24 protein-coding genes are annotated in these 23,697 nt (G+C 63.0%); 20 read left to right on the top strand and 4 right to left on the bottom strand.

Translation table 11 applies throughout. The features are described from left to right. Positions 1–24: 24 nt before the first annotated feature. Positions 25–741, bottom strand: coding sequence for a CoA transferase subunit A (locus tag RIN13_RS14590; RefSeq protein WP_309108062.1), 717 nt, complete (start codon positions 739–741; stop codon positions 25–27). A 190-nt stretch (positions 742–931) separates the two neighbouring features. Between RIN13_RS14590 and RIN13_RS14595 the strand changes: the two genes are divergently transcribed. Next, positions 932–1,711: an IclR family transcriptional regulator gene (locus tag RIN13_RS14595; RefSeq protein ID WP_309108063.1), complete on the top strand. Its 780-nt coding sequence runs from the start codon at positions 932–934 to the stop codon at positions 1,709–1,711. A 10-nt stretch (positions 1,712–1,721) separates the two neighbouring features. Here RIN13_RS14595 and nadE read toward each other — a convergent pair whose 3' ends face one another. Further along, complete coding sequence (nadE, locus tag RIN13_RS14600) at positions 1,722–2,543, bottom strand: ammonia-dependent NAD(+) synthetase (RefSeq protein ID WP_309108064.1); 822 nt, start codon at positions 2,541–2,543, stop codon at positions 1,722–1,724. Between the two features lie 101 nt (positions 2,544–2,644). Beyond that, on the bottom strand, positions 2,645–3,676 hold the full coding sequence (locus tag RIN13_RS14605; RefSeq protein ID WP_309108065.1) for a LacI family DNA-binding transcriptional regulator: 1,032 nt from the start codon (positions 3,674–3,676) through the stop codon (positions 2,645–2,647). Between the two features lie 208 nt (positions 3,677–3,884). On the opposite strand from RIN13_RS14605, the gene RIN13_RS14610 reads away from it, so the two are divergent. From RIN13_RS14610 to RIN13_RS14675, 14 genes are all read left to right on the top strand, one after another. Further along, positions 3,885–5,243, top strand: a complete 1,359-nt coding sequence (locus tag RIN13_RS14610) for an extracellular solute-binding protein (protein WP_309108066.1) — start codon at positions 3,885–3,887, stop codon at positions 5,241–5,243. Between the two features lie 6 nt (positions 5,244–5,249). After that, positions 5,250–6,281 carry a sugar ABC transporter permease gene (locus RIN13_RS14615; protein ID WP_309108067.1) on the top strand — a complete coding sequence of 344 codons (1,032 nt, stop codon included), beginning with the start codon at positions 5,250–5,252 and terminating at the stop codon, positions 6,279–6,281. Further along, positions 6,278–7,192, top strand: a complete 915-nt coding sequence (locus RIN13_RS14620) for a carbohydrate ABC transporter permease (protein ID WP_309108068.1) — start codon at positions 6,278–6,280, stop codon at positions 7,190–7,192. Before RIN13_RS14615 ends, RIN13_RS14620 begins: the two co-directional genes overlap by 4 nt. Positions 7,193–7,197: 5 nt before the next feature. Then, entirely contained in the window at positions 7,198–8,046 is an 849-nt protein-coding gene (locus RIN13_RS14625; protein WP_309108069.1) for a sugar phosphate isomerase/epimerase family protein, read from the top strand. After that, a complete protein-coding gene (locus tag RIN13_RS14630; protein WP_309108070.1) occupies positions 8,043–9,209 on the top strand; it encodes a Gfo/Idh/MocA family oxidoreductase in 1,167 nt (388 codons plus the stop codon). Before RIN13_RS14625 ends, RIN13_RS14630 begins: the two co-directional genes overlap by 4 nt. Before the next feature lie 5 nt (positions 9,210–9,214). Further along, positions 9,215–10,120: a sugar phosphate isomerase/epimerase family protein gene (locus RIN13_RS14635; RefSeq protein WP_309108071.1), complete on the top strand. Its 906-nt coding sequence runs from the start codon at positions 9,215–9,217 to the stop codon at positions 10,118–10,120. A gap of 59 nt (positions 10,121–10,179) precedes the next feature. After that, complete coding sequence (uxaC, locus tag RIN13_RS14640) at positions 10,180–11,580, top strand: glucuronate isomerase (RefSeq protein WP_309108072.1); 1,401 nt, start codon at positions 10,180–10,182, stop codon at positions 11,578–11,580. Continuing rightward, the gene (locus RIN13_RS14645) at positions 11,577–13,019 is read left to right on the top strand and encodes a mannitol dehydrogenase family protein (RefSeq protein ID WP_309108073.1); all 1,443 of its coding nucleotides are present in this window, start codon (positions 11,577–11,579) and stop codon (positions 13,017–13,019) included. The genes uxaC and RIN13_RS14645 overlap by 4 nt, the downstream gene beginning before the upstream one ends. Positions 13,020–13,023: 4 nt before the next feature. Next, positions 13,024–14,253 carry a D-mannonate dehydratase ManD gene (gene manD, locus RIN13_RS14650; protein WP_309108074.1) on the top strand — a complete coding sequence of 410 codons (1,230 nt, stop codon included), beginning with the start codon at positions 13,024–13,026 and terminating at the stop codon, positions 14,251–14,253. Beyond that, positions 14,243–14,791 carry a gluconokinase gene (locus RIN13_RS14655; RefSeq protein ID WP_309108075.1) on the top strand — a complete coding sequence of 183 codons (549 nt, stop codon included), beginning with the start codon at positions 14,243–14,245 and terminating at the stop codon, positions 14,789–14,791. The genes manD and RIN13_RS14655 overlap by 11 nt, the downstream gene beginning before the upstream one ends. A 10-nt stretch (positions 14,792–14,801) precedes the next feature. Continuing rightward, a complete protein-coding gene (gene pyrE, locus RIN13_RS14660; RefSeq protein ID WP_309108076.1) occupies positions 14,802–15,386 on the top strand; it encodes an orotate phosphoribosyltransferase in 585 nt (194 codons plus the stop codon). Between the two features lie 84 nt (positions 15,387–15,470). Continuing rightward, on the top strand, positions 15,471–16,229 hold the full coding sequence (locus RIN13_RS14665; protein ID WP_309108077.1) for a GAF and ANTAR domain-containing protein: 759 nt from the start codon (positions 15,471–15,473) through the stop codon (positions 16,227–16,229). 98 nt (positions 16,230–16,327) lie between these two features. After that, entirely contained in the window at positions 16,328–16,876 is a 549-nt protein-coding gene (locus RIN13_RS14670; protein ID WP_309108078.1) for a hypothetical protein, read from the top strand. Positions 16,877–16,950: 74 nt separating this feature from the next. Beyond that, positions 16,951–17,991 (top strand): thioesterase domain-containing protein, encoded by a 1,041-nt coding sequence (locus RIN13_RS14675; protein WP_309108079.1) that lies wholly within the window; start codon positions 16,951–16,953, stop codon positions 17,989–17,991. A 27-nt stretch (positions 17,992–18,018) separates the two neighbouring features. On the opposite strand, the gene RIN13_RS14680 is transcribed toward RIN13_RS14675, so the two are convergent. Continuing rightward, complete coding sequence (locus tag RIN13_RS14680) at positions 18,019–18,849, bottom strand: HAD-IIA family hydrolase (RefSeq protein WP_309108080.1); 831 nt, start codon at positions 18,847–18,849, stop codon at positions 18,019–18,021. A gap of 271 nt (positions 18,850–19,120) precedes the next feature. Between RIN13_RS14680 and RIN13_RS14685 the strand changes: the two genes are divergently transcribed. The 5 genes from RIN13_RS14685 (at position 19,121) to RIN13_RS14705 (ending at position 23,662) form a co-directional block, all read left to right on the top strand. Then, entirely contained in the window at positions 19,121–20,170 is a 1,050-nt protein-coding gene (locus RIN13_RS14685) for a hypothetical protein (protein WP_309108081.1), read from the top strand. Between the two features lie 82 nt (positions 20,171–20,252). After that, the gene (locus RIN13_RS14690; RefSeq protein ID WP_375164779.1) at positions 20,253–20,927 is read left to right on the top strand and encodes a TrmH family RNA methyltransferase; all 675 of its coding nucleotides are present in this window, start codon (positions 20,253–20,255) and stop codon (positions 20,925–20,927) included. Positions 20,928–21,084: 157 nt separating this feature from the next. Next, a complete protein-coding gene (locus RIN13_RS14695) occupies positions 21,085–22,017 on the top strand; it encodes a hypothetical protein (protein ID WP_309108082.1) in 933 nt (310 codons plus the stop codon). Between the two features lie 192 nt (positions 22,018–22,209). Further along, complete coding sequence (gene fbaA / locus RIN13_RS14700; RefSeq protein WP_309108083.1) at positions 22,210–23,229, top strand: class II fructose-bisphosphate aldolase; 1,020 nt, start codon at positions 22,210–22,212, stop codon at positions 23,227–23,229. A 1-nt stretch (position 23,230) separates the two neighbouring features. After that, on the top strand, positions 23,231–23,662 hold the full coding sequence (locus tag RIN13_RS14705; protein ID WP_309108084.1) for a DUF3151 domain-containing protein: 432 nt from the start codon (positions 23,231–23,233) through the stop codon (positions 23,660–23,662). Positions 23,663–23,697 lie beyond the last annotated feature (35 nt).

The following is a 23,697-nucleotide window of genomic DNA, read 5'->3' on the forward strand; positions in this document are numbered from 1 at the left end:
CTCCTTTGTCGTCATGGAAGCAGGTCAGGCTCGGACCAGTCCGGTTCGCTGCCGGACCGTCCGTTGTTCAATGTCCTTGATCCGGCCGCCGGCCTGGACCAGATGCTGGACGTAGACGCCGGGAGTGACGATGTGATTAGGATCGAGCATCCCGGGTTCAACGATCACCTCGGCTTCAGCGACAGTCGTTGTGCCGGCGGTTGCCACCACCGGGTTGAAGTTCCGGGCTGTGAAGCGGTAGATGAGGTTTCCGTCAGTGTCCGCGGTGTGGGCATGGACGAGTGCGACGTCGGCCCTGATGGCGCGCTCCTGCACATACGTCTCGCCGTCGAACTCTGCCAGCGGTTTGCCTTCGGCAACCAGGGTTCCGACGCCGGTCTTGGTGTAGAAGGCGGGGATTCCGGCGCCGCCTGCCCGGAGCCGCTCGGCCAGGGTGCCTTGGGGCGTGAATTCCACTTCAAGGAGGCCAGCCAGGTATTGCTCCGCGAACAGCTTGTTTTCACCAACGTAGGAGGCGATGACTTTGCGGACCTGCCCGGCCTCAATGAGGATGCCGAGTCCCTTGCCGTCCACGCCCATGTTGTTGGAGACCACGGTCAGGTCCCGGACACGTGAATCCCGCACCGCTTCGATGAGGTCCGCGGGGATGCCGCTCAGGCCGAAGCCGCCCACGGCCAGCGTCATGCCGTCTCGCAGCAGGTCCTGCAGCGCACCCGCCGCATTGGATCGAACCTTTGACATCGCATCTCCTCATTGAGTGGTTTATCCGCTCTCCACTTTGTGGACGGAGAGTCCTGACTTTGGAGCCTAGGGCTGCTTGAAGGCGTCTGTCAAGGAAAGATGGAGGCCTGAAACTCGCCCGATTACAGTGTGGACGATACGCTGGATGCTATCCATAATATGGATGGATTGAGTGGAAAGTGGGAAGACAGTGGCATCAGGACCAGTGCAAGGGGCGCAGGTAGTGAGCAGGGTGGCAGCCCTGCTGCGCATCGTCGCGAGGAAACCCGAAGGGGTTCCGCTCGTCGGGGCTGTACGGGAATCCGGGCTGACGAGGCCCACAGTTCACCGGCTGCTGACGTCGCTTGCTTCCGAGGGGCTGCTGGATCAGGATGCCCGGACGGGCCACTGGGTGCTGGGGCCGGAGATCCTGCTGATGTCCTCCGTGGCCACCGCCCGGTTCCCCTTGGAGGAAGTGGCCCGACCCAGCCTGCGGCGGCTGGCCGAGGAAACCGGGGAGAGCGCGTTTTTCTCAATCCGCCGCGGTTTGGAAACGGTGTGCGTGCTCAGGGAAGAGGGCAGCTTCCCGATCCGCTCTTTCGTGCTGCATGAAGGCGTCCGCTTCCCCCTTGGCGTTGCCTCAGCCGGCACGGCGATCATGGCCTTCCTTCCCGAAGCGGAACGGGAGGAGCTGTTAGGCCGATGGAACAGGCACGCCGGAACATTTGCGGAGGGCCATCCGGCAGACGTCGTCCGGGAGAACCTTAGACGGACCCGCCAGGTTGGCTACTCCGTGAACCCCGGACTGGTCCTGGAGGGAAGCTGGGGGATGGGGGCGGCAGTGTTCGACGCCAAGGGTCGTCCGACCTCGGCCTTATCGCTGACAGGTATCGAGCCGCGGTTCCGCGAGGACAGGCAGGACTTCCTGGGACGGCTGCTCATGGAGGAAGCGCACCGGATCACAACCGCACTACGCACAGCTGAAAGGTAGGCGGGGAACCCTATTTCCACCAGGAATCGAAGATGGTAACCGGGACAGTGCGCTTGTGCCTGGTCCGCAAGTACTTCTCCTCGATCAGCGTGGCCACGCCTTCAGGCACCTCACGCCCCTCAAGGTAGTCATCAATCTGGTCATAGCTGACGCCGAGTTCATCCTCGTCAGTGCGGCCGGGCCTGCCGTCAAGAAGATCAGCTGTGGGGACCTTCTCCCAGACCCGGGCGGGGGCGCCAAGTTCGCCGAGCAGGGCGCGGTTCTGACGCTTGTTCAGGCCGAACAGCGGCAGGATGTCAGCGCCGCCGTCGCCGTACTTTGTGAAGAACCCCGTGACGGATTCCGCACCGTGGTCCGTGCCAACCACCAAATAGTTAAATTCACCGGCCAAGGCGTACTGCGCGGTCATGCGGGCACGGGCTTTGGTGTTGCCCTTGTGGAAGTCAGAGATGGGGGAGCCGGTGCTTTTCTCGAACTCGTCCTCAATGCCATTGACGGCAGCCGAAACGTTGAAGGTTCGTTCGGTCTTGGCCTGGATAAATTCCAGGGCAGCCTGGGCGTCGTCTTCGTCATGCTGGACACCGTAAGGCAGGCGGACGGCAATGAAGTCGGCGTCCACTCCCTCTGCATTCAGTTCCTCCACAGCAAGCTGGGTGAGCCGGCCGGCCAGGGAGGAATCGATGCCTCCGGAGATTCCCAGGACGAAGCCCTTGGTGTGGGTGGCCTTCAAGTACTCCTTGAGGAAAGTGACGCGTTTGCGCACCTCCCCTGCGGGATCGATCTGGGGCTGCACGCCCATTTCTTCAATGATCTTGGCCTGGAGTTCGCGCATGTGTCCCAGCCTAGTCAGGAGTGTCAACTGCCCTCAACTGCGACGACCGGTTTCGCCCTTAGTGGTCGATGTGGTTGTCCTGACGCCCTGGGCGGTTGCCGCTAGGCCTGGGCCGGGGCGGGGCCTGTGGAGGCGCGGATGGTGAGGTGCGTCGGCATCACGGCAAGCTGACGGCTGGACCGTCCAGGGGTGGGATTGAGCTGGGACAGAAGCATCGAGACCGCCACCCGGCCAGCCTGTTCAATGGGGCTCGCGATGGTGGTGAGTGGTGGGTTGCAAAAGTCGGCACCGAAGATGTCGTCTGATCCAACGATGCTGATGTCCTCCGGGACACGGATTCCCCGTTCCCGCAGACGCTGGAGCATGCCGATAGCGAGAAGGTCGTTGAAGACAATGCATGCCGTTGCGCCTGTCCGGACAGCGGCGTCGGCAGCGGCAGCCCCCGACGTGGTTTTGGGGACAAAGGGCCCGATGCGGTGGGCATCCATGCCCCGGTGGGCGGACTCCTCCTCAAACACCTTCCAGCGCATGTGGTTAGACCACGAGGTAGGAGGCCCGCTGACGTAGCAGACGCGTTGGTGGCCCAGGGACGCCAGGTGCTCCAGGGCCTGGATGATGGCGGATGGCGTGTCGATCACGACCGACGGCGCGATGGCTGAGGCCCGGTTGATGGTCACCAGCGGCTGGGTCCCGGAGACCTCGGCCAGTTCCGCATCCGTCAGGCGGGAAGCGGCAAGGATAAAGCCGTCGGCGGACCGTCGCATCTTGTGCAGCGCATCAAGCTCCATCTCGCTGGACTCCTCGGTGTCCACCAGGAGTTGGGTGAAGCCGGCTGCCTTGAGCTGATGCTGGGTGCCTCGAATGATGTCGAAGTAGAAAGGATTCGTGATGTCCGGAACCAGGACGGCGACGGCGTTGGTGCGGCCGGAACTGAGGCCACGGGCCTGGGAGCTGGGCACGTAGTTGAGCCGGGCAGCAACCTCTTCGATGCGTTCCCTGGTGCGTCGGTTCACACGGTCCGGATTGGACAAGGCCCGCGAGACCGTGGAAGTGGCCACGCCGGCAAGGCCGGCAACGTCTTTGATGGTGGGCAGCCGGGCGGGCTCGCCCTGCTCTTGCTTTGGTGCCTCCATGATGGCCATCCCCTCCGAGTACCAATCCCCTATAACGTTCAGGGGAAGCAGACTCCATGGGAACCTGCTCTTCTGATTCCAGCACTTTTGGCAACTTTTGGCAAACGCTTGCCACTGATGTTGCCACTTCCTAGACTAAAACCCGGTCGCCTGCAGTGACGTGTGCCACATGAAGCTGTGGCCTTGTAGGTGCTCAGAGGAGGAAACAATGAAGTTTGCATCGTCGAAAGGCCTGTCCGCCGTAGTTGCGGTCGCAGCCTTGGCACTCACAGCCTGCAGCTCGGGATCAGGAGGCTCCAACAGCCCCGCGGGAGCTGTTGACGGAGCGGGTAAGACCCTCAATGTCCTGGTCGCCAGCAACGCAGCCTACCCCGAGCAGCAAAAGACCTGGATGACTGACATCGCCGGAAAGTTCAAAGAACAAACCGGGGCAGAGGTCAAGTTCGAGACGTTTGCGAATGCGAACGAAGAGCTGACGCGCATCCAGACCTCTGTCGTTTCCGGACAGGGCCCCGACGTCTATGGCCTCGGCACCACCTTCACCCCCACTGCCTACTCCACCAAGGCCTTTGTGACCCTCGGCGATGGGGAGTGGGAGAAGGTGGGCGGCAAGGACCGCTTCAACCCGGCTGCCTTGGGAATCTCCGGGCCGGATGAGGACCACCAGGTGGGTATCCCTTTCGTCAGCCGCCCGTTTGTCATGGCTTACAACAAGGAACTGCTCGCAGCCGCCGGCATCGACAAGCCCGCCACCACGTGGGATGGCCTGGTGGAGCAGGCAAAGAAGACCACGAACGCATCCGCCGGAACATATGGGTTGGCTGTGGCCTACAAAGACAACTTCGATCCCTGGAAGTTCATCTGGGCGATGTCAGTTCAAGCAGGCAACCCCCTCGTTGACGGCGACACCGCGAAACTCGACGACCCCGCCACCAAAAAAGCCTATGAAACGTACTTCGGATGGCTGACCAAGGAAAAGGTCGTTTCGCCGGATTCCGTCGGTTGGACCAACTCCCAGGCCCTTGCGGAATTCGCTGCCGGCAAGGCCGCGTTTTTCCCGATGACCAGCTCCGGGTCCGTCCCCACACTGAACAAGTCGGCCGTCGCCGACAAATACGACTATGCCCTCATGCCTGTGGCGGCTCCGGGCGAAACCAAGCCCCAGGACGGCAAGGAAGTGGCGAGCATCCTCTCGGGCGACAACCTCGTTGTAGCTGACTACTCAGAGAACAAGGACCTTGCCTACGAATACATCAAGCTCATCACGTCCAAGGAAGAGCAGCTGAACTACCAGAAGATCTTCGGCGACCTGCCCGCGAATGCCGAGGCCCTGAAAGAGCTCAGCTCCGATCCGAAACTGGATGCCATCACCGTAGCCGCGGAGAAGTCGCAGGCCACGCCGTTCACCGGCGCCTGGGGAGACTTCCAGCTGGGCCTGATGAATGTTGTGGTCCAGTCAGTCCCGGAACTCGCCGGTGGTTCTGTTCCGGATTCGGCACTGGCGCAGCGACTCAAAGAGGGCCAGGACAAGGTCCAGTCCTCACTTGACCGGGCAGCCAAAGGCTAGGACGCCATGCCCATCAATTCACGAGAAGAGTCGTTGCTCGAGGGGGGCTCAGTAACAGTCACCCCGCCACGTCCTGCGGAACCAGTGACTCCGACGGTGGAAAACGATGAACCCGGTGGCACGAAGGGCGGGCAACGGCGTCGCCGGATGTCCAGTGAGAAGAACCGCCCTCTGTGGATGCTGATCCCGGGCGGTACCCTGATGGTCATCATCGTGGTCCTGCCGATGCTCCTGGGCATCTATATGGCCACCCTGAACCTGGACCAGTACTCCCTGCGCCGTTGGGTCAGCGCTCCCTTCATCGGTGCGGAGAACTTTGTTGAAGCCTTGACGGGAACACCTCTGATCCGGGCGATCTGGCTCAGTGTGAGCTACTCGCTCGTGGCCATGATCATCACCCTCCCGCTCGGAATCGCCGCGGCCGTGGCAACCCAGAACTCCTTCAAGGGCCGGGGGATTGTCCGTTCCGTCTTCCTCATTCCGTACGTGCTGCCGGCGTTCGTGGTGGCCACTGTCTGGCGCACCATGTTCCAGCCCGGCGGCATCATCGACAACGCACTCCAGGGCATCGGCATCGAGTCCGGCCTCTGGCTCAACGGACCGAACAGCTACTGGACCCTGATCATCGTGCAGATCTGGGCATCATGGCCCTTCATCTACCTGCTGGCATTGTCCGGGCTGCAGGCAGTTGACCATGAGGTGCACGAGGCTTCGGCAATTGACGGGGCGCTCTGGTGGAACAAGCTCAGGTACGTCGTTTTCCCGTACCTGAAGGGGCCCTTGTCGCTGGCATTCCTGATCGGCATGCTGCACCACATCAACAACTTCACGCTGCCGTTCGTCCTCTTCGGACTGCCGGCCCCCAGCGACGTTGAAGTCCTCCCGCTGCTGACATATGTAACGAGCTTCCAGAGCTTCCGTTTCGGCCTCAGCGCCGCAATGGCGTTCGTGTCGCTGGTGCTCGTCGCGATCCCGCTGTTCGTCTACCTCCGCGCCGTCAAGCTCGATGATGCGGAAACCCCAGGAGTCCGCAAATGAGCACCTCGACTGCCATCCGCCGGGATACAGCAACGTTCCGCCCCGGCTCCCGTCGCCAGCATGAGGTGACGCGACTGCTCCCGACCCCGCTGCTGGTGATCGTCATCGGGGTTTTGGCGGCCATCGTGCTGGTACCCATGCTGTACATCTTCCTGGCCTCCATCAACACGGATATCAGCGTCGCCCGCGGTGACTTTTGGCCGGCGGAAGTCACGTTCGAGAACTACACCAAGATCTGGACGAGCGTCGGCCTCGCCAACGGGCTGATGAACAGTGTGCTGGTGGCGGGTTCGACGGCGGTCGTTTCCGCAGCTGTCTCGGTCTCCACCGCCTACGTGCTGGTCCGCTACCAGTTCCGAGGGAGGCTCACCATCCTTCGCGGTCTGCTGGCACTGCAGTCCATTCCGGGCACCCTGATGCTGCTTCCTGTCTTCGTTCTCTTCTCCTCCGCAGCCACGTACCTCGGCGTACGGGTGATCGGCACCCAGTGGGGATTGTTCCTGACCTACCTCACCTTCGCCCTGCCCTTTTCCACCTGGGTCATGGTGACCTACCTGCGCGGCCTGCCACGGGAACTCGAAGAAGCGGCAAGGATCGACGGCGCCAGCAACCTGGGCGTCCTGTTCCGGATCATCCTGCCGCTGAGCTGGCCCGGAATCGTCGTGTCCGGCATTTTCGCTTTCCTGCTTGGCTGGAACGACGTCCTGTTCGCCTCCGTCATGACCCGGCCGGAAAGCCAGACGGCTGCCGTCGCGCTTCAGGTCTTTGGGTCCTCGGCAGAGGGCGGCGCCATCCCCTTCTACGGCCAGATGATGGCCTCCGCCCTGGTGTGTGCCGCGCCAGTGGTGATCCTGTACCTCATTTTCCAGCGTTACCTAGTTGGCGGACTGACCGCCGGAGGAGTCAAGTAGAACTTATGAGTGAGAACACTTCACCCACCTGGTTGCTATCCGGTTTCGGAGACGAGATCGACGACGACCCTGCTGTTCAGATCGCGGTGCTGCAGGCTCTCGGTGCCAACCACATCGAAGTCCGCAGCGCCTGGGGCACCAACATCGTGGATCTCTCCGACGAACAGCTCAGCAGGCTGAAGGAGCTCCTGGCAGAGAAGGACATGAAGGTCTCTGCCATCGCCTCACCGATCGGGAAGGTCGACGTCAGCCTGCCCGCTGAGCACGAGGTGGAGCGGCTGCACCGGGCCGTGAATGCCGCCAAGGTGCTCGAAGCCCAGTACATCCGGATCTTCTCCTTCTACTATGGCGAGGACATCGAGGTGGAGAGCATCCGCGATGCTGTCATGGAACGCATGACTGCCCTCGCCCGCGTGGCTGAAAACGCCGGCGTCGTGCTGCTGCACGAGAACGAAAAGGACATCTACGGCGATACACCCGACCGCGTGCTGGACATCATCGAGACCGTGGACTCACCTGCCCTGAAGGTGGCCTGGGATGCGGCAAACTTCGTCCAGGTGGGGGTCAAACCGTTCGACGAAGGCTACGGGAAACTCCGTCCCCATCTTGAGTATCTGCAGGTGAAGGACGCCCTGTTCTCCAACGGGCACGTCACGCCTGCAGGCGAGGGCGACGGGGACCTGCTGCGGACAGTCGAAGCACTGAAGGCCGACGGCTACACGGGATTCGCGTCCCTGGAGCCGCATCTCGCCGGGGCTCACGGCTTGGGCGGTTTCTCAGGCCCTACGGCGTTTGGGATAGCAGCAAGGGCGTTCGCCAAAGTCACCTCAGAGGCAGGAGTCCAGACAGCATGAAAGACACCCTGAACGTTGCCATCACCGGTTGCGGGGTCATCGGCCGCACCCACGCCGCTGCGCTGCAGGAGTTTCCGCAGGCCAGGATCGTGGCGCTCGTAGACGCGATCCCGGCCGCGGCCGAATCCCTGGCGGACTACATCGAGCACAGCGGCCAGCCCCGTCCCGGCGTTTATGCCACCCAGGCCGAGGCGTTCGCCGCCCGGGACGTCGACCTCGTTGCGCTCGCAACCCCGAGCGGGCTGCACATCCAGCAGGCCCTCGAGGTGCTCGCCGCCCGCAAACACGTGGTGATCGAAAAACCGCTCGACGTCGACCTGAGCCGAGCACAGGAGATTGAGTCCGCCGTCGAGGCAGCAAGCCGCGACGGCGTTGTAGCTTCGGTCATCAGCCAGCACCGTTTCGATCAGGCAAGCATGGCTGTTTCCGAAGCGGTCGCCAAGGGCCGCTTCGGCACGTTGACCTCGGCCATCGCCTCCGTGGCCTGGTGGCGGAGCCAGGGTTACTACGATTCCGGCGACTGGCGCGGCACCTGGGCGATGGACGGCGGCGGAGCGCTGATGAACCAAGGCGTGCACACCGTCGACCTGCTGCTGTGGTTCATGGGCCGTCCCGTGGAGATCAACGCCCGGACAGCCCGCCTGGCCCATGACCGGATCGAGGTGGAGGACACCGCGGTGGCCACCATCACGTTCGAAAACGGGGGACTCGCCGTGCTCCACGCCACCACCGCTGCGTATCCGGGACTGACCGTACGCGTGCAGTTGATGGGTTCTGAGGGGTCCGCCGTGGTGGACAATGACCTCCTTGCCTACTTCCACGCCGCTGATGCGAGTGATGAAGCCTCCAGCATGGGACTGGCAGGCGGAGGTAACCAGGCGGCACAGGAACTGGCCAGCTACCCGGCTGAGGACTATGAGGCGAAGGATCCCACTGTGAACCCGGCAGGGCACGTCCGCCAGTACCGGGACATTCTCGGTGCCATCGAGGAAGGACGTGCGCCCGGGGTAACCGTTACCGATGCTGTCAACGCGCTGGCGGCAGTCCGGGCCGTCTATGTGTCGGCCACCCTGAACCAGCCCGTGCTCTTCGAGGATGTCCTGGGTGGAAAGTACAACGACCTCGTGGCCCAGACCGGCACGGCGTCATCGGAAAGGGTCTGAAGCCAATGAAATTCTCAGTATTCACCGCCTCCACCCCGGACTGGACCCCGGCCGAGGCAGCTACAGTACTCTCGGCGCAAGGCTGGGACGGCGTCGAATGGCGGATCACGGACCAGGCCGAGGCTCCGGAGCCCGGCTTCTGGGCAGGAAACCGCTGTACCTGGCCGCTGACAGGGCTGGAGGACAACCTCGGCGAGATTGCCCGCGTGACCTCCGACGCCGGACTGGAGTACTCGGGCCTCGGCGGCTATGCGCGGTGCGACAACCATGACGACGTCGAACGCATGTTGTCGGCGACGGCCGCCCTGGGTGCCCGGCAGGTCCGCGTCAACGTCCTTCCGCTTGGAACCGCCGGACATGCAGCACAGCCACCCACCGGCATCCCGTACCCGGAACTGTTTGCAAAGACCCGAGAGCATTACGAGTGGGTCGCGGAAAGGGCCGCGCATCACGGCGTCAAGGCCCTGGTGGAGCTCCACCATGGCACTGTGACCTCTTCCGCGTCGGCCGCCCGGCGCCTGCTCGAAGGCCTGGACCCCCGGCATGTAGGCGTCATCCACGACCTCGGAAATCTCCTGATCGAGGGGTACGAAGTCCCGCTGCCGGGCTTCCAGCTGCTGGGGGAGTACCTGGCCCACATCCACGTCAAGAACACCCGCTGGACCCGCCGGGAGGCCAACGATGAATCCGGTGCTGCGGTTTGGGAGAACGAGTGGGCTCCGCTGCAGTCCGGGCAGGGGAGCGTGCTCCGGTATTTCCGCGCGCTCGCCGAATTTGGCTATGACGGCTGGGTCACGGTGGAGGACTTCTCCACCGATCTGCCGCTCAATGAACGTACAGCCGGAAACCTCGATTACCTGCGCCGCACGGCAGCCCTGGCCGGGCTCACCGTCGGTGCCGGAGTCCGCTGAACCAGACCAGAACGGCCGCCGGACAGCTGCCGCTCCTGAACACCCGAAAGATATGAGCCATGCCACAGCCGATAGCAGCCCACCCGGACCGACTTCTCCCCGCGGACCCAGGAGTGCGGCAGATAGCCCGCTCGTTGTTTTCCCGAGTGGAGAACCTGCCCATCATTTCCCCGCACGGGCACGTGGACGCCGCCGTCATCGAACAGAACCTGGCGTTCCCGGATCCCGCAGCACTCCTGGTGACGCCGGACCATTACGTGACGCGCCTGATCCATACGTCCGGAGTCCCGCTTGACCAGCTCGGGCTGGGGTCTTCAGCAGCCGGTTCCCGGCGGATCTGGCATGAGTTTTGCAAGGCATGGCCGCTCTTCGAAGGGACGGCCTCGGGATACTGGATCCGCCAGGAGTTCGAGCACGTGTTCGGCATCAGGGAGGAGCCCGCCGTGGAGACGGCGGACCAGACCTACGATGCCATCTCCGCCAAGCTTGCAGAACCGGGGTTCCGTCCGAGGGAGCTTTTCAAGGAATTCAACATAGAGGTCCTCGCCACCACGGACGATCCCCTGGACAGCCTGGACAGCCACGCTGCCCTGGCGGCAGACGGCGCTTTTGCCGCCCGCGTGCTGCCCACGTTCCGCCCGGATGCCTACCTGAACATCGGGCACCCCCAGTGGCAGACGAACGTCGAAAGGCTGTTGGGGGCGGTGCCGGGGTCATCCGGCTATGCCGGTTACCTCGCGGCCCTGGCGGAACGACGGCGCTACTTCGTTGAGCGGGGCGCCGTCTCCGCCGATCACGGCGTGCATACACCGGCCACGCTCAAGCTGGACGACGCCGAGGCAGGTCGGATTTTCGAGCGGGCCCGCGCGGGAAAGGCCAGCGCTGAGGACCGGGAGGTGTTTGAAGCCCACATGCTGTACCAGATGGCCAGGATGTCTGTGGAGGACGGGCTGGTCATGACCATCCATCCGGGCTCGTACCGGAACCACCATGACCCTACTTTCGAGGCCTTTGGCCCTGACGCCGGGCACGACATCCCCTTCGCCGTGAACTACACGGAAGCCATCCGCCCCCTGCTGCAGGACTTCGGTACAGCCAAGGACTTCCATCTGGTGCTGTTCACCCTGGATGAGACTGTGTTTTCACGGGAACTGGCGCCGCTGGCCGGCTTCTACCCGTCGGTCTATGTAGGCGCCCCCTGGTGGTTCCTTGACGCACCTGACGCAATGCTGCGTTTCCGCTCCGCTGTCACTGAGACGGCAGGCTTCTCCAGGTCCTCCGGTTTCATCGATGACACGCGGGCGTTCTGCTCCATCCCCGCCCGTCACGATACGTCCCGGAGGATCGAGTCCGCGTTCCTCGCCCGGCTCGTGGCTGAGCACCGGATCAGCGAGGAGCGTGCGCACGAACTCATCCTGGACATTGTGGATTCCTCCCCGCGAAGGGTCTTTAAACTATGAGCAGGAACCCGCCTGCGCTGGACCGGACGCTCCGATCCTTCCCCAAAGCGCCGGTCCGGATCGTGCACCTCGGGCTCGGCGCCTTCCACCGCTCCCATCAGGCCTGGTACACGCAGCATTCGCGGGATGCTGCTGAGTGGGGGATCGCAGCCTTCACCGGCAGGCGGCCGGATGCTGCCGACGCGCTCACGCAGCAGGATGGCTTGTACACGCTGATTGAGCGATCCGGACGGGACGACACCTTTGAGGTGATCGGCAGTATCGTCGAGGCCGTGGACGGCGCAGACATCGGACGTCTCTGCGAGCTGGTCTCTGCGAAGGAGACGTCCGTGGTCACCCTGACCATCACTGAGGCCGCTTACGGCCTGGCCGCTGACGGCAGTTTCGACGCCGGATCGCCCGGTGCGGCGGGGGATGTCGCCCGGCTGCGAGGTGGAGCCGGTGCGGTAGGCACCGGCACGCCGACGACGCCGCTGGGCCGGCTGGTCTTGGCCTTGGCCGCCCGCAGGGACGCCGGAGCGGGACCACTCGCCGTCGTGAGTTGCGACAACTTATCGCGTAACGGCGAGGTGGCCCGCCATGCTGTTCTTGGTATGGCGGAAGCGTGGAACGCGGGGGTCGCGGCCTGGATCGGGCAGAACGTAAGTTTTGTGAGTACGTCAGTTGACCGGATCACGCCGCGGACCACGCCGGCGGACATCGCCGAGGTTGAGGAGAGCTGCGGCTACTGCGACAACTCTCCCGTGGTGGCTGAACCTTTCCGGAACTGGGTGCTGAGTGGGGAGTTTCCGGCGGGCCGCCCGCGCTGGGAGGATGCCGGTGCCGTTGTGGTGGATGACATTGAGCCCTATGAGAACCGCAAGCTGTGGCTCCTGAACGGCGCGCATTCGCTGTTGGCCTATGCCGGGCAACTCCGTGGCCACACGACGGTGTCGGAAGCGCTCAACGACAGGCTCTGCAGGGAGGCCATGGAGCTGTTTTGGGATGAGGCGGCCGCGCACCTGGACGGTGAAGACCTTCACATCCCCGAATACCGCCAGGCGCTGCGCGAAAGGTTCGGCAATGCCCGCATTGCCCACCACCTCTCCCAGATCGCTGTGGATGGCACCACCAAACTCCGGATGAGGGCCCTTCCCGTCCTGGCCGCGGAAAGAGCCCAGGGCCGTTCGGGTGCCGGCAGTGCCCTGATGCTGGCTGCCTGGGTTGACTACCTCGCCCAGGAACATGAGCCGCAGGATCCGCAGGCATCGGCTCTGAGCGCAGCCAACGGGTTAGAAGGACAGGACCGGGTGGCAGCCCTCCTGAGCCTCGTCAGCCCGCAACTTGCCGATAACCCTCGGATCGTGTCTCTCGTGGCCGGCCTTTGCGGGGCCTTCGCCGCCGAGGCAAGGTTCACCCCCAGTCTCACCCCGCAACAGACCTCCGGAAGGAACAGCTGAAATTATGAAAATCGTCGCAGCAGAAGTTTTTGTCACCAGCCCGTCCCGTAATTTCGTGACTCTCAGGATCACCACTGAGGACGGCGTCACGGGCATCGGCGACGCCACGCTCAACGGCCGGGAACTGGCCGTCGCCGCCTACCTCAAGGAGCATGTTGCGCAGTTGCTGATCGGCAAGGATCCGCAGCGGATCGAGGACACCTGGCAGTTCCTTTACCGCTCTGCTTACTGGCGCCGAGGGCCGGTGACCATGGCGGCGATTGCCGCCGTCGACATGGCGCTGTGGGACATCAAGGGCAAGATGGCCGGCATGCCGGTGTACCAGCTGCTCGGTGGTGCGTCACGCAACGGGCTGCGCGCCTACGGCCACGCCTCCGGCATGGACCTTCCCTCGCTCTTCGACTCCGTCCGCGAGCACCTGGAACTGGGCTACAAATCCGTCCGCATCCAGACCGCGGTGCCCTCGCTGAAGTCCATCTATGGCGTCGCCTCCCAGGTGCAGGCCACCGGCGAACGCTACGACTACGAGCCGGCCGGCCGGGGAGCCTTCCCCTTGGAGGAGGACTGGGACACCCGGGCGTACCTGCGCCACCTGCCCACCGTCTTCGAAGCTGTCCGGAACGAATTCGGCCCGGAGCTGCCGCTGCTGCACGATGGCCACCACCGCATGACCCCCATCCAGGCCGCAAAGCTCGGCAAGGCCTTGGAGCCGTATGACCTGTTCTGGCTTGAGGACTGCACCCCCGCCGAGAACCAGGAGGCGCTGCGCCTGGTCCGGCAGCACACCACCACCCCGCTGGCCATCGGGGAAATCTTCAACACCGTGTACGACTTCCAGACCATCATCAAGGAACAGCTGATCGACTATGTGCGGGCAGCCTCAACGCACTTCGGCGGTATCTCCCCGTTGAAGAAGGTCATGGATTTCGCCGCGCAGTACCAGATCAAGTCAGGCTTCCACGGCCCTACCGACATTTCCCCGGTCGGTTTCGCCGCCCAGCTGCACGTAGGCCTTGCCATCCACAACTACGGTATCCAGGAATACATGCAGCACTCGCCGCAGACCAACAGCGTGTTCGAGCAATCTATGACGTTCGTGGACGGCTACCTCCACCCGGGCGACAAGCCGGGCATCGGCGTCGAGTTCAACGAGGAAGCAGCCGCGGCGTTCCCGTACCAGCAGGCCTACCTGCCTTACAACCGCCTCGTCGACGGCACTGTCCATGACTGGTGAGGCGGCGCTGCCGGTGGCTTGCAGTTCCGGCATTGTGGTGATGGGCGTGTGCGGTTGCGGGAAGACCACTATCGGTAACCTGGTGGCACGCCAACTCGGGATGCCCTTCCTCGACGGCGATTCGCTCCACCCCGTGGAGAACGTCGCGAAGATGGCCGAGGGGAGGCCGTTGACCGATGCGGACCGCTGGCCGTGGCTCGCCGTCATAGGGACCGAACTGGCCGAGGCGGGACCGCGGGGCCTGGTGCTTGCCTGCTCGGCACTGAAACGCAGCTACCGTGATGCCATCCGCGCCAACGCCCCGCAGACCGTCTTCCTGCACCTGGACGGAGCCAGAGAGGTCCTCGCCTCACGCCTGGAAGACCGCCGCGGCCACTTCATGCCGGCAACGCTGCTCGAGTCCCAACTGGCAACGCTCGAGCCACTTGCACCGGACGAACCCGGCGTCGTGGTGGATATCGCAGCTTCGGCTGACGAGGTAGTAGCGGAGGCGCTGGCAGGGCTGTCCAAGGCAGGGGCACTGACGCGCAGCCACTAAACTGGAACCCATGACTTCCACCCCTGACTTTGCAGCTGACGCTTCCGCTGCCCGCGCCCGCCTGCTGGAACTGATCAAGGAACTCGCCGTAGTCCGCGGGAAGGTGATCCTCTCCAGCGGTGCCGAGGCCGATTACTACATCGACCTTCGGCGCATCACTCTGCACCACGAAGCGTCGAAGCTGGTGGGTCAGGTCATGCTTTCCCTCGTTGACGACGCCGGTATCGACTTTGAGTGCGCCGGTGGGCTCACCATGGGGGCAGATCCTGTAGGCACGGCTGTTATGCATGCGGCTTCCGATGCTGGCCGTACTGTTGATGCGTTTGTGGTCCGGAAAGCGCAGAAATCCTATGGGATGGGACGCCAGGTCGAAGGCCCCTCAGTCGAAGGCCGCAAGGTTCTCGTACTGGAGGACACCTCAACCACCGGAGGCTCAGCCCTGACCGCAGTCGAGGGCGTCCGCAAAGCCGGCGGCAATGTAGTGGCCGTAGCCGTCATCGTGGACCGGGACACCGGTGCCAAAGAGAAGATTGAAGCCGAAACAGGAGTCCCGTACCTCTTCGCCTTCGGCAAGGATGAACTCGGCCTCAGCTAGCACTTGCGTGTGGACGGCACTTCGACAGTGACCTATCATTTGCCTATCCACACGTCAGTACCCTTGCCTTTGGAGAACCGTGCCATGCTCCCGCCAGAAAAAGCCTTGACCACCGTTGATCAGATCCAGAACCTTATTCTGGAGAGCGCTGACTTCGAGGATTTCCTGAACGAACTGGCACGGTTCTCAGCTCACCAAATGGCCGGCGATGGCGACGACGCGCTCTGCGGAATCACCCTCCTGCGGAACCGTAAGGCCGCCACCATAGGCTGGAGCAGTGATTCTGCCCGTGAGGTGGATGAGATCCAGTATTCCCTGTCCCAGGGACCATGCCTGACGGCTGCGGAGGAAGAGCGGGAAGTCCACGTTCCTGACCTGTTTGAAGAGGACAGGTGGGGCCCGGACTATGCAAACGCGGTCGCTGCCCATGGTCTGCGCTCCGTGTTGTCGCTTCCGTTCCATCTCCAGGGTGATGCCAAGGCCGCCCTGAACCTGTACTCGGATGCTCCGAACAAGTTCGATGAGAAGGCCGCGGCGAAGGCCCGGGGCTATACGCGCGAGATTTCCCAGGCCCTCCGGCTCGCTGTGCGTTTCTCCCTTCACGCAGACAGTGCCACCAATCTTCGCGCCACTCTGGAATCACGGACCACCATCGATATCGCCATAGGAATCGTGATGGCACAGAACCGCTGCAGCCAGGATTCGGCAGCGAGGATCCTCACGGATGCCTCGAGCAACAGCAACGTCAAACTCCGGGATATCGCAAAGTCACTTGTGGAATCGGTAGGCGGAGGGGCGACCCGAACCCACTACCAGGAGCCGGATAAAAGCCAGGCCGGCTGAAGGCTTTTTGGAACCCTGCGGCTTGTAGTAACTCTTCAGGCGGGATAAGCTGACCACGGTTGAGCCGTCGGCCATAGAAATCCATTCTTGGAGTACCTATGGACCGCAAGTTGCAAGCCCTCGTTAAACTCGACGTCGTTTCTGACGTTGTCCGGATCGACGTCCGGGGTAACCTCACACAGGATTCCCGCCCGGGCCTGGTGCACGTCATCCGCAGAATCCGCCGCATGGGCATCAAGTCACACATCCGTGTTGACCTTTTCCGCGCCACGCACGTTGAATCCGCCGCTCTCGCAGGCCTCCGCAACGACCTCAATGCCATTGACGGGCGCGCCACTGGCGTGTCCCTCGAATTGATCCAGCGCGGCCCGGATTCCCACCAAGACAGTGACAATGACGCGCAGGCGCTTGAATTTACAGGAGAATTCTTGGCTTCCATCGATCCCTCAGGTTCCCATCCGCTGGCCAAGTACTCTGATGACGAGTTGCTCGCTGCCAGTGATTCCGTGTTCGGTATGCTGGACGATCCCGCAGCCGTGACCGGATCTGAGCTGCTGGCGCAGTACGAGGCCATCGGCATGGAGATTGAACGGCGCCAAAGCACCCCCTCGGAGAGGGCATCCGAAGGTAAATCCCTCATCGAGTAATTCGTGCTCCCGCCGCTCCGCCGCCCCGTCCTGGGAATTGCACCAGACAGGCCACGTGTGGATACGGTAGGAGTATGCCGCCTGTGGAGGATGTGGACCCCAACAGTGGCCCCAGCCCTGACTGGGTGCGTCTACTCCGGCACGCCGCCGAACTCAAAACCTTCTCGCGTCGAAGCTTTTTTATTGGTGCCGGAGCATCCTCCGTCCTGGCCGCAGACATGCTGTTCACCCGCCGTGTGCAACGCGAGCGCCAGGTCAACAAGATCCTCACCGTAGACGATGACTTTGCTGAAAAGTACTTTCCCAACTCCAGCTGGATCCTGTTCCCGGGCTACAAAACCAGCTGGGAGGAGGCACAGTGGATCCTCAACTCGCTCCGGGGTGCCTTGCGCGAACGCGGCCAACTCGCCGCCATCGGTTATTCCAACGAAGGGCTGGACATTGACCAGCTGGTCATTGCCATCATTGAGCATGTCCGGGCAAGGCAACTGACAAAGCTCTACTTCTACGGCCACAGCTTTGGCGGTATGGTCGCCACGCAGGTGGCCGCGAGGCTGCTGGAACTTCATGGGGTGGGCGTCGAGCTGATTCTGTTGGACTCAAGCCCCTACAGCAAATACGACGTCCTGGACCAGAGCTGGTTCGAGGGAGTGGTGGTCCTGTACGAGACCGGTTTCCGCGTCCCTACAGTGCTGCGCGGGGGCTATGAACTCGGCGAACGGATCGTGCACAAGGACGAACGCACCTGGCGTCAGATCGTGGACCAGACACTCGAGCAACTGTCACCGCTGGCGCCGTCGAGCGTCCTGATCCAGTCCGAGTCCGCCTACATCTACCATTTTGATGCCACCCGCTTCGTAGACAAGCTCGGCAAGGCACGCATGGCTTTTATCGGAAACCCGCGGGATAAGACCGTCAACTACGAAACCGCCCGCAGGTCCTGGTCACGTACTTATGCCCAGTACATGACTTCCAACGAACTGCTGACCGATGGTGCAGTGCCGGCCCACGCCAGTCCCCAATGGAATCCCTCCTTGTACAGCCGTGTGGTGGCAGACCTCGAGGATCAGCTTTTCCCCCTGCCCGGTGGCGGCGGACGCGTGACGGCCTACTAGCGGTCCTGCCCGGAAGCCTGGCTCCGGTCAGATCTGGTTTTTCAGGTCCGCCACAGAGTCCAGAATCTGGTTGGGGCGGAAGGGGTAGGCAGCAATGTCCTGCTTCTGGGTTATTCCGCTCAACACCAGTACGGTGTGCAACCCAGCCTCCATGCCGGCAATGATGTCGGTATCCATCCTGTCGCCGATCATGGCGGTGGTTTCGGAGTGGGCGTCGATCTGGTTCATGGCAGAGCGGAACATCATAGGGTTCGGCTTTCCCACGATGTACGGTTCCCGGCCGGTTGCCTTGGTAATCAGGGCAGCAATGGCTCCAGTCGCAGGCATCGGACCGTCCTTGGATGGGCCGGTGGCATCCGGATTCGTCGCAATAAACCTCGCGCCGGCCAGAATCAGGCGGATCGCCATGGTGATGGCTTCAAAGGAGTAGGTCCGCGTTTCGCCGAGAACCACAAAGTCCGGGTTCTGGTCGGTGAGGATAAAGCCCGCCTCGTGCAAGGCCGTCGTCAGTCCTGCTTCACCGATCGTGTACGCGCGGTTCCCGGAATCCGAGCCGTGAACCTGGTCCTTCAGGAACTGGGCGGTCGCCAGCGCAGAGGTCCAGATATTCTCCTCGGGGATCTCGAGCCCTGAGGACCGGAGACGGGCAGCGAGGTCGCGGGGAGTGAAGATGGAGTTGTTGGTTAGGACAAGGAAACGCTTGGACGTATCCACCCATCGCTGGATGAGCTCGGCTGCGCCGGGGATGGGTTGGTTTTCATGAACCAGCACGCCGTCCATATCAGTCAGCCAGCACTCAATTTCCTGATTGTTGCGGTATACCGCAGCCGATGAACGCACTTTGTCTGACTCTGCCATGGGGACCTCCGGCACTAGTTGGGGAAGACGCTGTTTCCGGACCCAGTCTTTCATTCTTCAGGTAGCGGAACATCCGGCGCCCGAACATGACGGAGCAGCCCTTGCCGCTCCGTCCACTAGGCTCATAGCTGGCATCAGTGCCAGCGGCCGCGGATCGGGGGATGTCTGCGGTGGTTTGTTGTGCCGGCCCCGTGCCGGCAGGTCCCCGAAGCCGGACATCTCCTGGCATCCGGAACCGCAGGATGCCAGCAAGCACCTGAAAGGGCTCGCAATGAGCAACAGCCATGGCGCACCGCCGCCGCCCGGAGATTCATTCCCAGGACAACAGCCGGGAGATCCCCACGCTTATCCGCCGCCCAACTTCCCGACGCAGCACCTCCCGACCCAGCAGTACGGCATCCAGGATCCTACGCAGCCGTACCCGCAGCAGCCCCACCCCCAGCAACAGCCGGCGCAGCCGCACAACAACAAGAACCTGATCATTATTCTGGGTGCCGTCGCCGCCGTCGTGATCGTTGCGCTGATTGCCGTTTTCGTTTGGGTCATTCCGGGTTTCAGCCAGCCGCAGGCGCAGGACAATCCCGTGCCCCTGGCCACGGGTTCGGAAGCCGCATCTCCACAAGCGACGGACCGGGCCAGCAGCCCCGAGGGAACCGCCACACCGTCGGAGAACTCCACTGGCGACATGCCCGCGGGATCCGTACCGCTTCCCGACGGGTGGGATCAACGGCAGGGCCCCGCCAACGTTCCGGCGGCTGACGATGTGCAATTCACGCGGTTTGTTACCGGAGAGTCCTCCTTCGCCTACCTGGCCTCATGGAGCAGCGACGGCACGTTCGGGATCACCAAGGACCCTGTCTCCGGAACCCCGATGCAGCAAAAGGCGGAAGGCACCGAAGAGCGTGACGGTGACGGCATTTCCACGGCCTTCGCTTTCTTCGCCGAAGCAGAGGAAGGAAAATTCGGAAAGGAACCTGCAGAGGTCCAGGCAGCCATCAAGGACATTGAGGCCAAGCTCAAAGGCATCCCCACTGCTGAACTGCCCCAACATCTCGTGGGCCATAAATGCGCCTCCGATTTTGTATCGTCGACGCCGGAAGTTCGGGAGTTCCGCCGCTCTGAGGCAGTCGTGGTCCAATTTACGTGCACCAACGCCGGGGGCGACGCCATCCGGGCGGTCAACCTGTTCACGGTGACTCCGTGGGGAACCCCGCAGATGGTGGGCGTCAGCGGCCACGAGAGCTACTGGAATGCCAACCCGGAGTTGCTGGAGAAGATGGGCAACTCCTACCGCGCCAACCGCTGGAAGCTGGCCGGCTAGCGTTATCGCATCCCTCCAATCGCAGGCACAGTGCCGGAGGACAGTGCCGGATGGGTGGGACGGACGCGGCTAGAGTTGAGGGGTGACTGACCACCCCCAGACCCCTACGCTGCCCGTCCCCCCGTCCGAGGAGGAGCCGGAGCCCAAGCCGGAGGTCGGCGTCGGCCCGTGGGAAGGTGAGCTGCCCGAAGGGGATCACTGGGATCCGGACCTCCTCGCGGACGGTGACCGCCGGAACGTGGTGGACAAGTACCGCTACTGGAAACATGAAGCGATCGTTGCTGACCTGGATTCCAAACGTCACGAATTCCATGTAGCTATTGAGAATTGGCAGCATGACCTCAACATCGGCACTGTTGTGCGCACCGCCAACGCGTTCCTCGCCAAGGAGGTTCACATCATTGGCCGACGCCGGTGGAACCGACGGGGCGCCATGGTCACCGACCGCTACCAGCACGTCCGCTACCACCCCACTGTTGATGATTTCGTTGCCTGGGCGCAGGGGGAGGGCCTGGCGATCATCGGGATCGATATCTTCCCCGACTCCGTGCCGCTGGAGACTTATGAGTTGCCCCGGAATTGTGTGCTTGTCTTCGGTCAGGAAGGGCCGGGCCTCACTCCTGAGGTCCACGAGGCCGCACAGGCCACGTTGTCAATCGAACAGTTCGGTTCAACCCGTTCCATCAATGCAGGATCAGCAGCAGCTGTGGCGATGCATGCCTGGATTCGCCGGCACGTGTTCAACCAGCACCCCTAGCCTCACCCCCAAACACCCCCCAACCCCCCCCGCCGAGATGGCAGTTGACGGCAGTGTTCGGCCCTGAGACTGCTGCGAAGTGCCATCTCGTTTGCCGGACGGGGCATTGCCCTGTGGATAACCCGCAGGAGGGGACGGGCTGCGGCCACAATTGAGCATGCACAGGACGCCGCTCCCGGAACATCTTACGAAGGGCTCCTTCTCGCTGCGCGCGTCCGACAAAGCCGGAGTCAGCAGGACGCGTACCCAGGCCAAAGACCTCGCCACTGTTTCGCGGGGAATCCGGATGCACCTCGGTTCAGAAGCGGCAGGAGCAGCAGCGCTTCGGGCGTACACAGAGCTCGATGACGCCTCTGTGCTCGCGTTCGGGTCTGCTGCCCGGATTGTGCAGGCTGCCCTGCCCGCGCGGCTGGAGGACGACTGGCGTGTCCACGTGGCCCGACGGCGCGGTTTCAGCATGCCTCGGAGGGCGAATGTTGTGGGCCACCTCCTCACGCTTTTCCCGGATGAGGTTGTGGAGTACGACGGCGTCCGGCTCACCTCGCCTGCCAGGACGTGGCTTGATCTGGCCTCGATTCTGAACCTGGACGAACTCGTGGCTGCCGGCGATTCGCTGGTGTGTGCGCACGGTCCTGACTTCCCCAGGCCACGCGATCCGGTGTGCACTGTTGATGAGCTCTGGGCCATGGTGCAGCAACATCCAGGGGTCCGCGGCGTGCGTGCAGCCAGGGCGGCCTTGGAGCTCATCAGGGTCGGAGCGGATTCCCCGCCGGAAACGAGGATGCGACTGTCCATCGTCAGGGCAGGGTTGCCTGAACCTGTTCTCAACTACATGGTGCTGGGGACTTACGGGAATCCCGTGCTGTGGCCGGATGCCGCCTATCCTGACCAACGCGTCGCCGTGCAGTATGAGGGCGCACACCACAACGCATCGGAACAGTACTTGATGGACATACGGCGGGCGGACACAACAACTGAATGCGGCTGGATTGAAGTTCGCGTCTCCAGGTTTGATCTGGCAGGCGCACGGCCTGCCGTCGTCAGTAAAGTCCGGGCGGCGTTGGAGAGCAGGGGCTGGCGCGCGAAGTGACATTTGGCAGCAGTTATGGGCGTCGGGACTGCCGCGAAATGCCATCTCGTTCGTGATTGGAGGCAAAGTATGACCCGGCTAAGTGACCCGAACCACGGCCCTTTGCCGAGAAATGGCTAGGATGGTGGGTAGCCGACGAGGTTCACTCCAGGGTCAACCACACCCGCAGACGAAAATACTTTAGGAGTCAGCATGCCCATTGCAACCCCAGAGATCTACGCCGACATGATCGACCGCGCAAAAGAGGGCGGCTTCGCATTCCCGGCGGTCAACGTCACCTCCTCCCAGACCCTGAACGCCGCCCTGCGCGGGTTCGCGGATGCTGAGTCGGACGGCATCGTCCAGGTCTCCACCGGCGGCGCTGCCTACTGGTCCGGCGCCCAGACCAAGGACATGGTTGCCGGCTCCCTTGGCTTCGCAGCATTCGCCCGCGAGGTGGCCAAGAACTACAACGTCAACATCGCGCTCCACACGGACCACTGCCCCAAGGACAAGCTTGACGGCTTCGTCCTGCCGCTGCTGGCAGCCTCCGAGGCTGAGGTCAAGGCCGGACGCGACCCCCTGTTCAACTCCCACATGTGGGACGGCTCTGCAGAAACCCTCCAGGAGAACCTGCGGATTGCGCGCGAACTCCTGGAGCGCACTGCAGCCGCCAAGATGATCCTCGAGGTCGAGATCGGCACCGTGGGCGGCGAGGAAGACGGCGTGGAGAACGCCATCAATGACAAGCTGTACACCACGGTTGAAGACGCACTGGCCACCATCGATGCCCTCGGTGCCGGCGAGAACGGCCGCTACATCACTGCGTTGACCTTCGGCAACGTGCACGGCGTGTACAAGCCCGGTGGGGTCAAGCTCCGCCCGGAGATCCTCAAGGACATCCAAGCGCAGGTTGGTGCCAAGATCGGCAAGGACAACCCCTTCGACCTCGTCTTCCACGGCGGATCCGGCTCGTCCGACCAGGAAATCGCTGACGCCGTCTCCTACGGCACCATCAAGATGAACATCGACACCGACACCCAGTACGCCTACACGCGCCCGGTGGTGGACCACATGTTCAGGAACTACGACGGCGTGCTGAAGGTTGACGGCGAAGTGGGCAACAAGAAGCTCTACGATCCCCGCGTCTGGGGCGCTTCGGCTGAAGCCGGTCTGTCGGCCCGCGTGGTGGAAGCTGCCAAGCAGCTGGGCTCCCTCGGCAAGACGTTCTAGGATGTCCGACGAATTCCGCAAGAACCTGATGGGTCCTGAGCCCACCCTCCTGCCTGCTGAGACTGAGGTCTACGAGCAGCTGGAGGCCGGCCAGGAAGCCCTCGATCTGGTGGAAAAGCACCCCACGTCCTCGCTGTTGTGGGCTGTGCTGGCCGAAGAAGCGTGGAGCGAAGGCCGCACCATCGATTCCTACGCTTACTCCCGCGTTGGCTACCACCGAGGACTTGACTCGTTGCGCCGCAACGGCTGGCGCGGCGTCGGCCCCATCCCGTGGGAGCACGAACCCAACCAGGGCTTCCTGCGTGCGCTGTACTCGCTGGGCAGGGCTTCGGCCGCCATCGGCGAGGCTGAGGAACCTGAGCGCATCGAGAAGTTCCTCCAGGACTCGGATCCCTCTGCGAAAGCAGCGATAGAAACCAAAAGCCGGGGCTAAAGCACCAGGTTAAAACACGACGTCGGGCGCTCACC

Origin of the sequence: Arthrobacter sp., from assembly GCF_031179985.1 — a bacterium.
GTDB lineage: Bacteria > Actinomycetota > Actinomycetes > Actinomycetales > Micrococcaceae > Arthrobacter.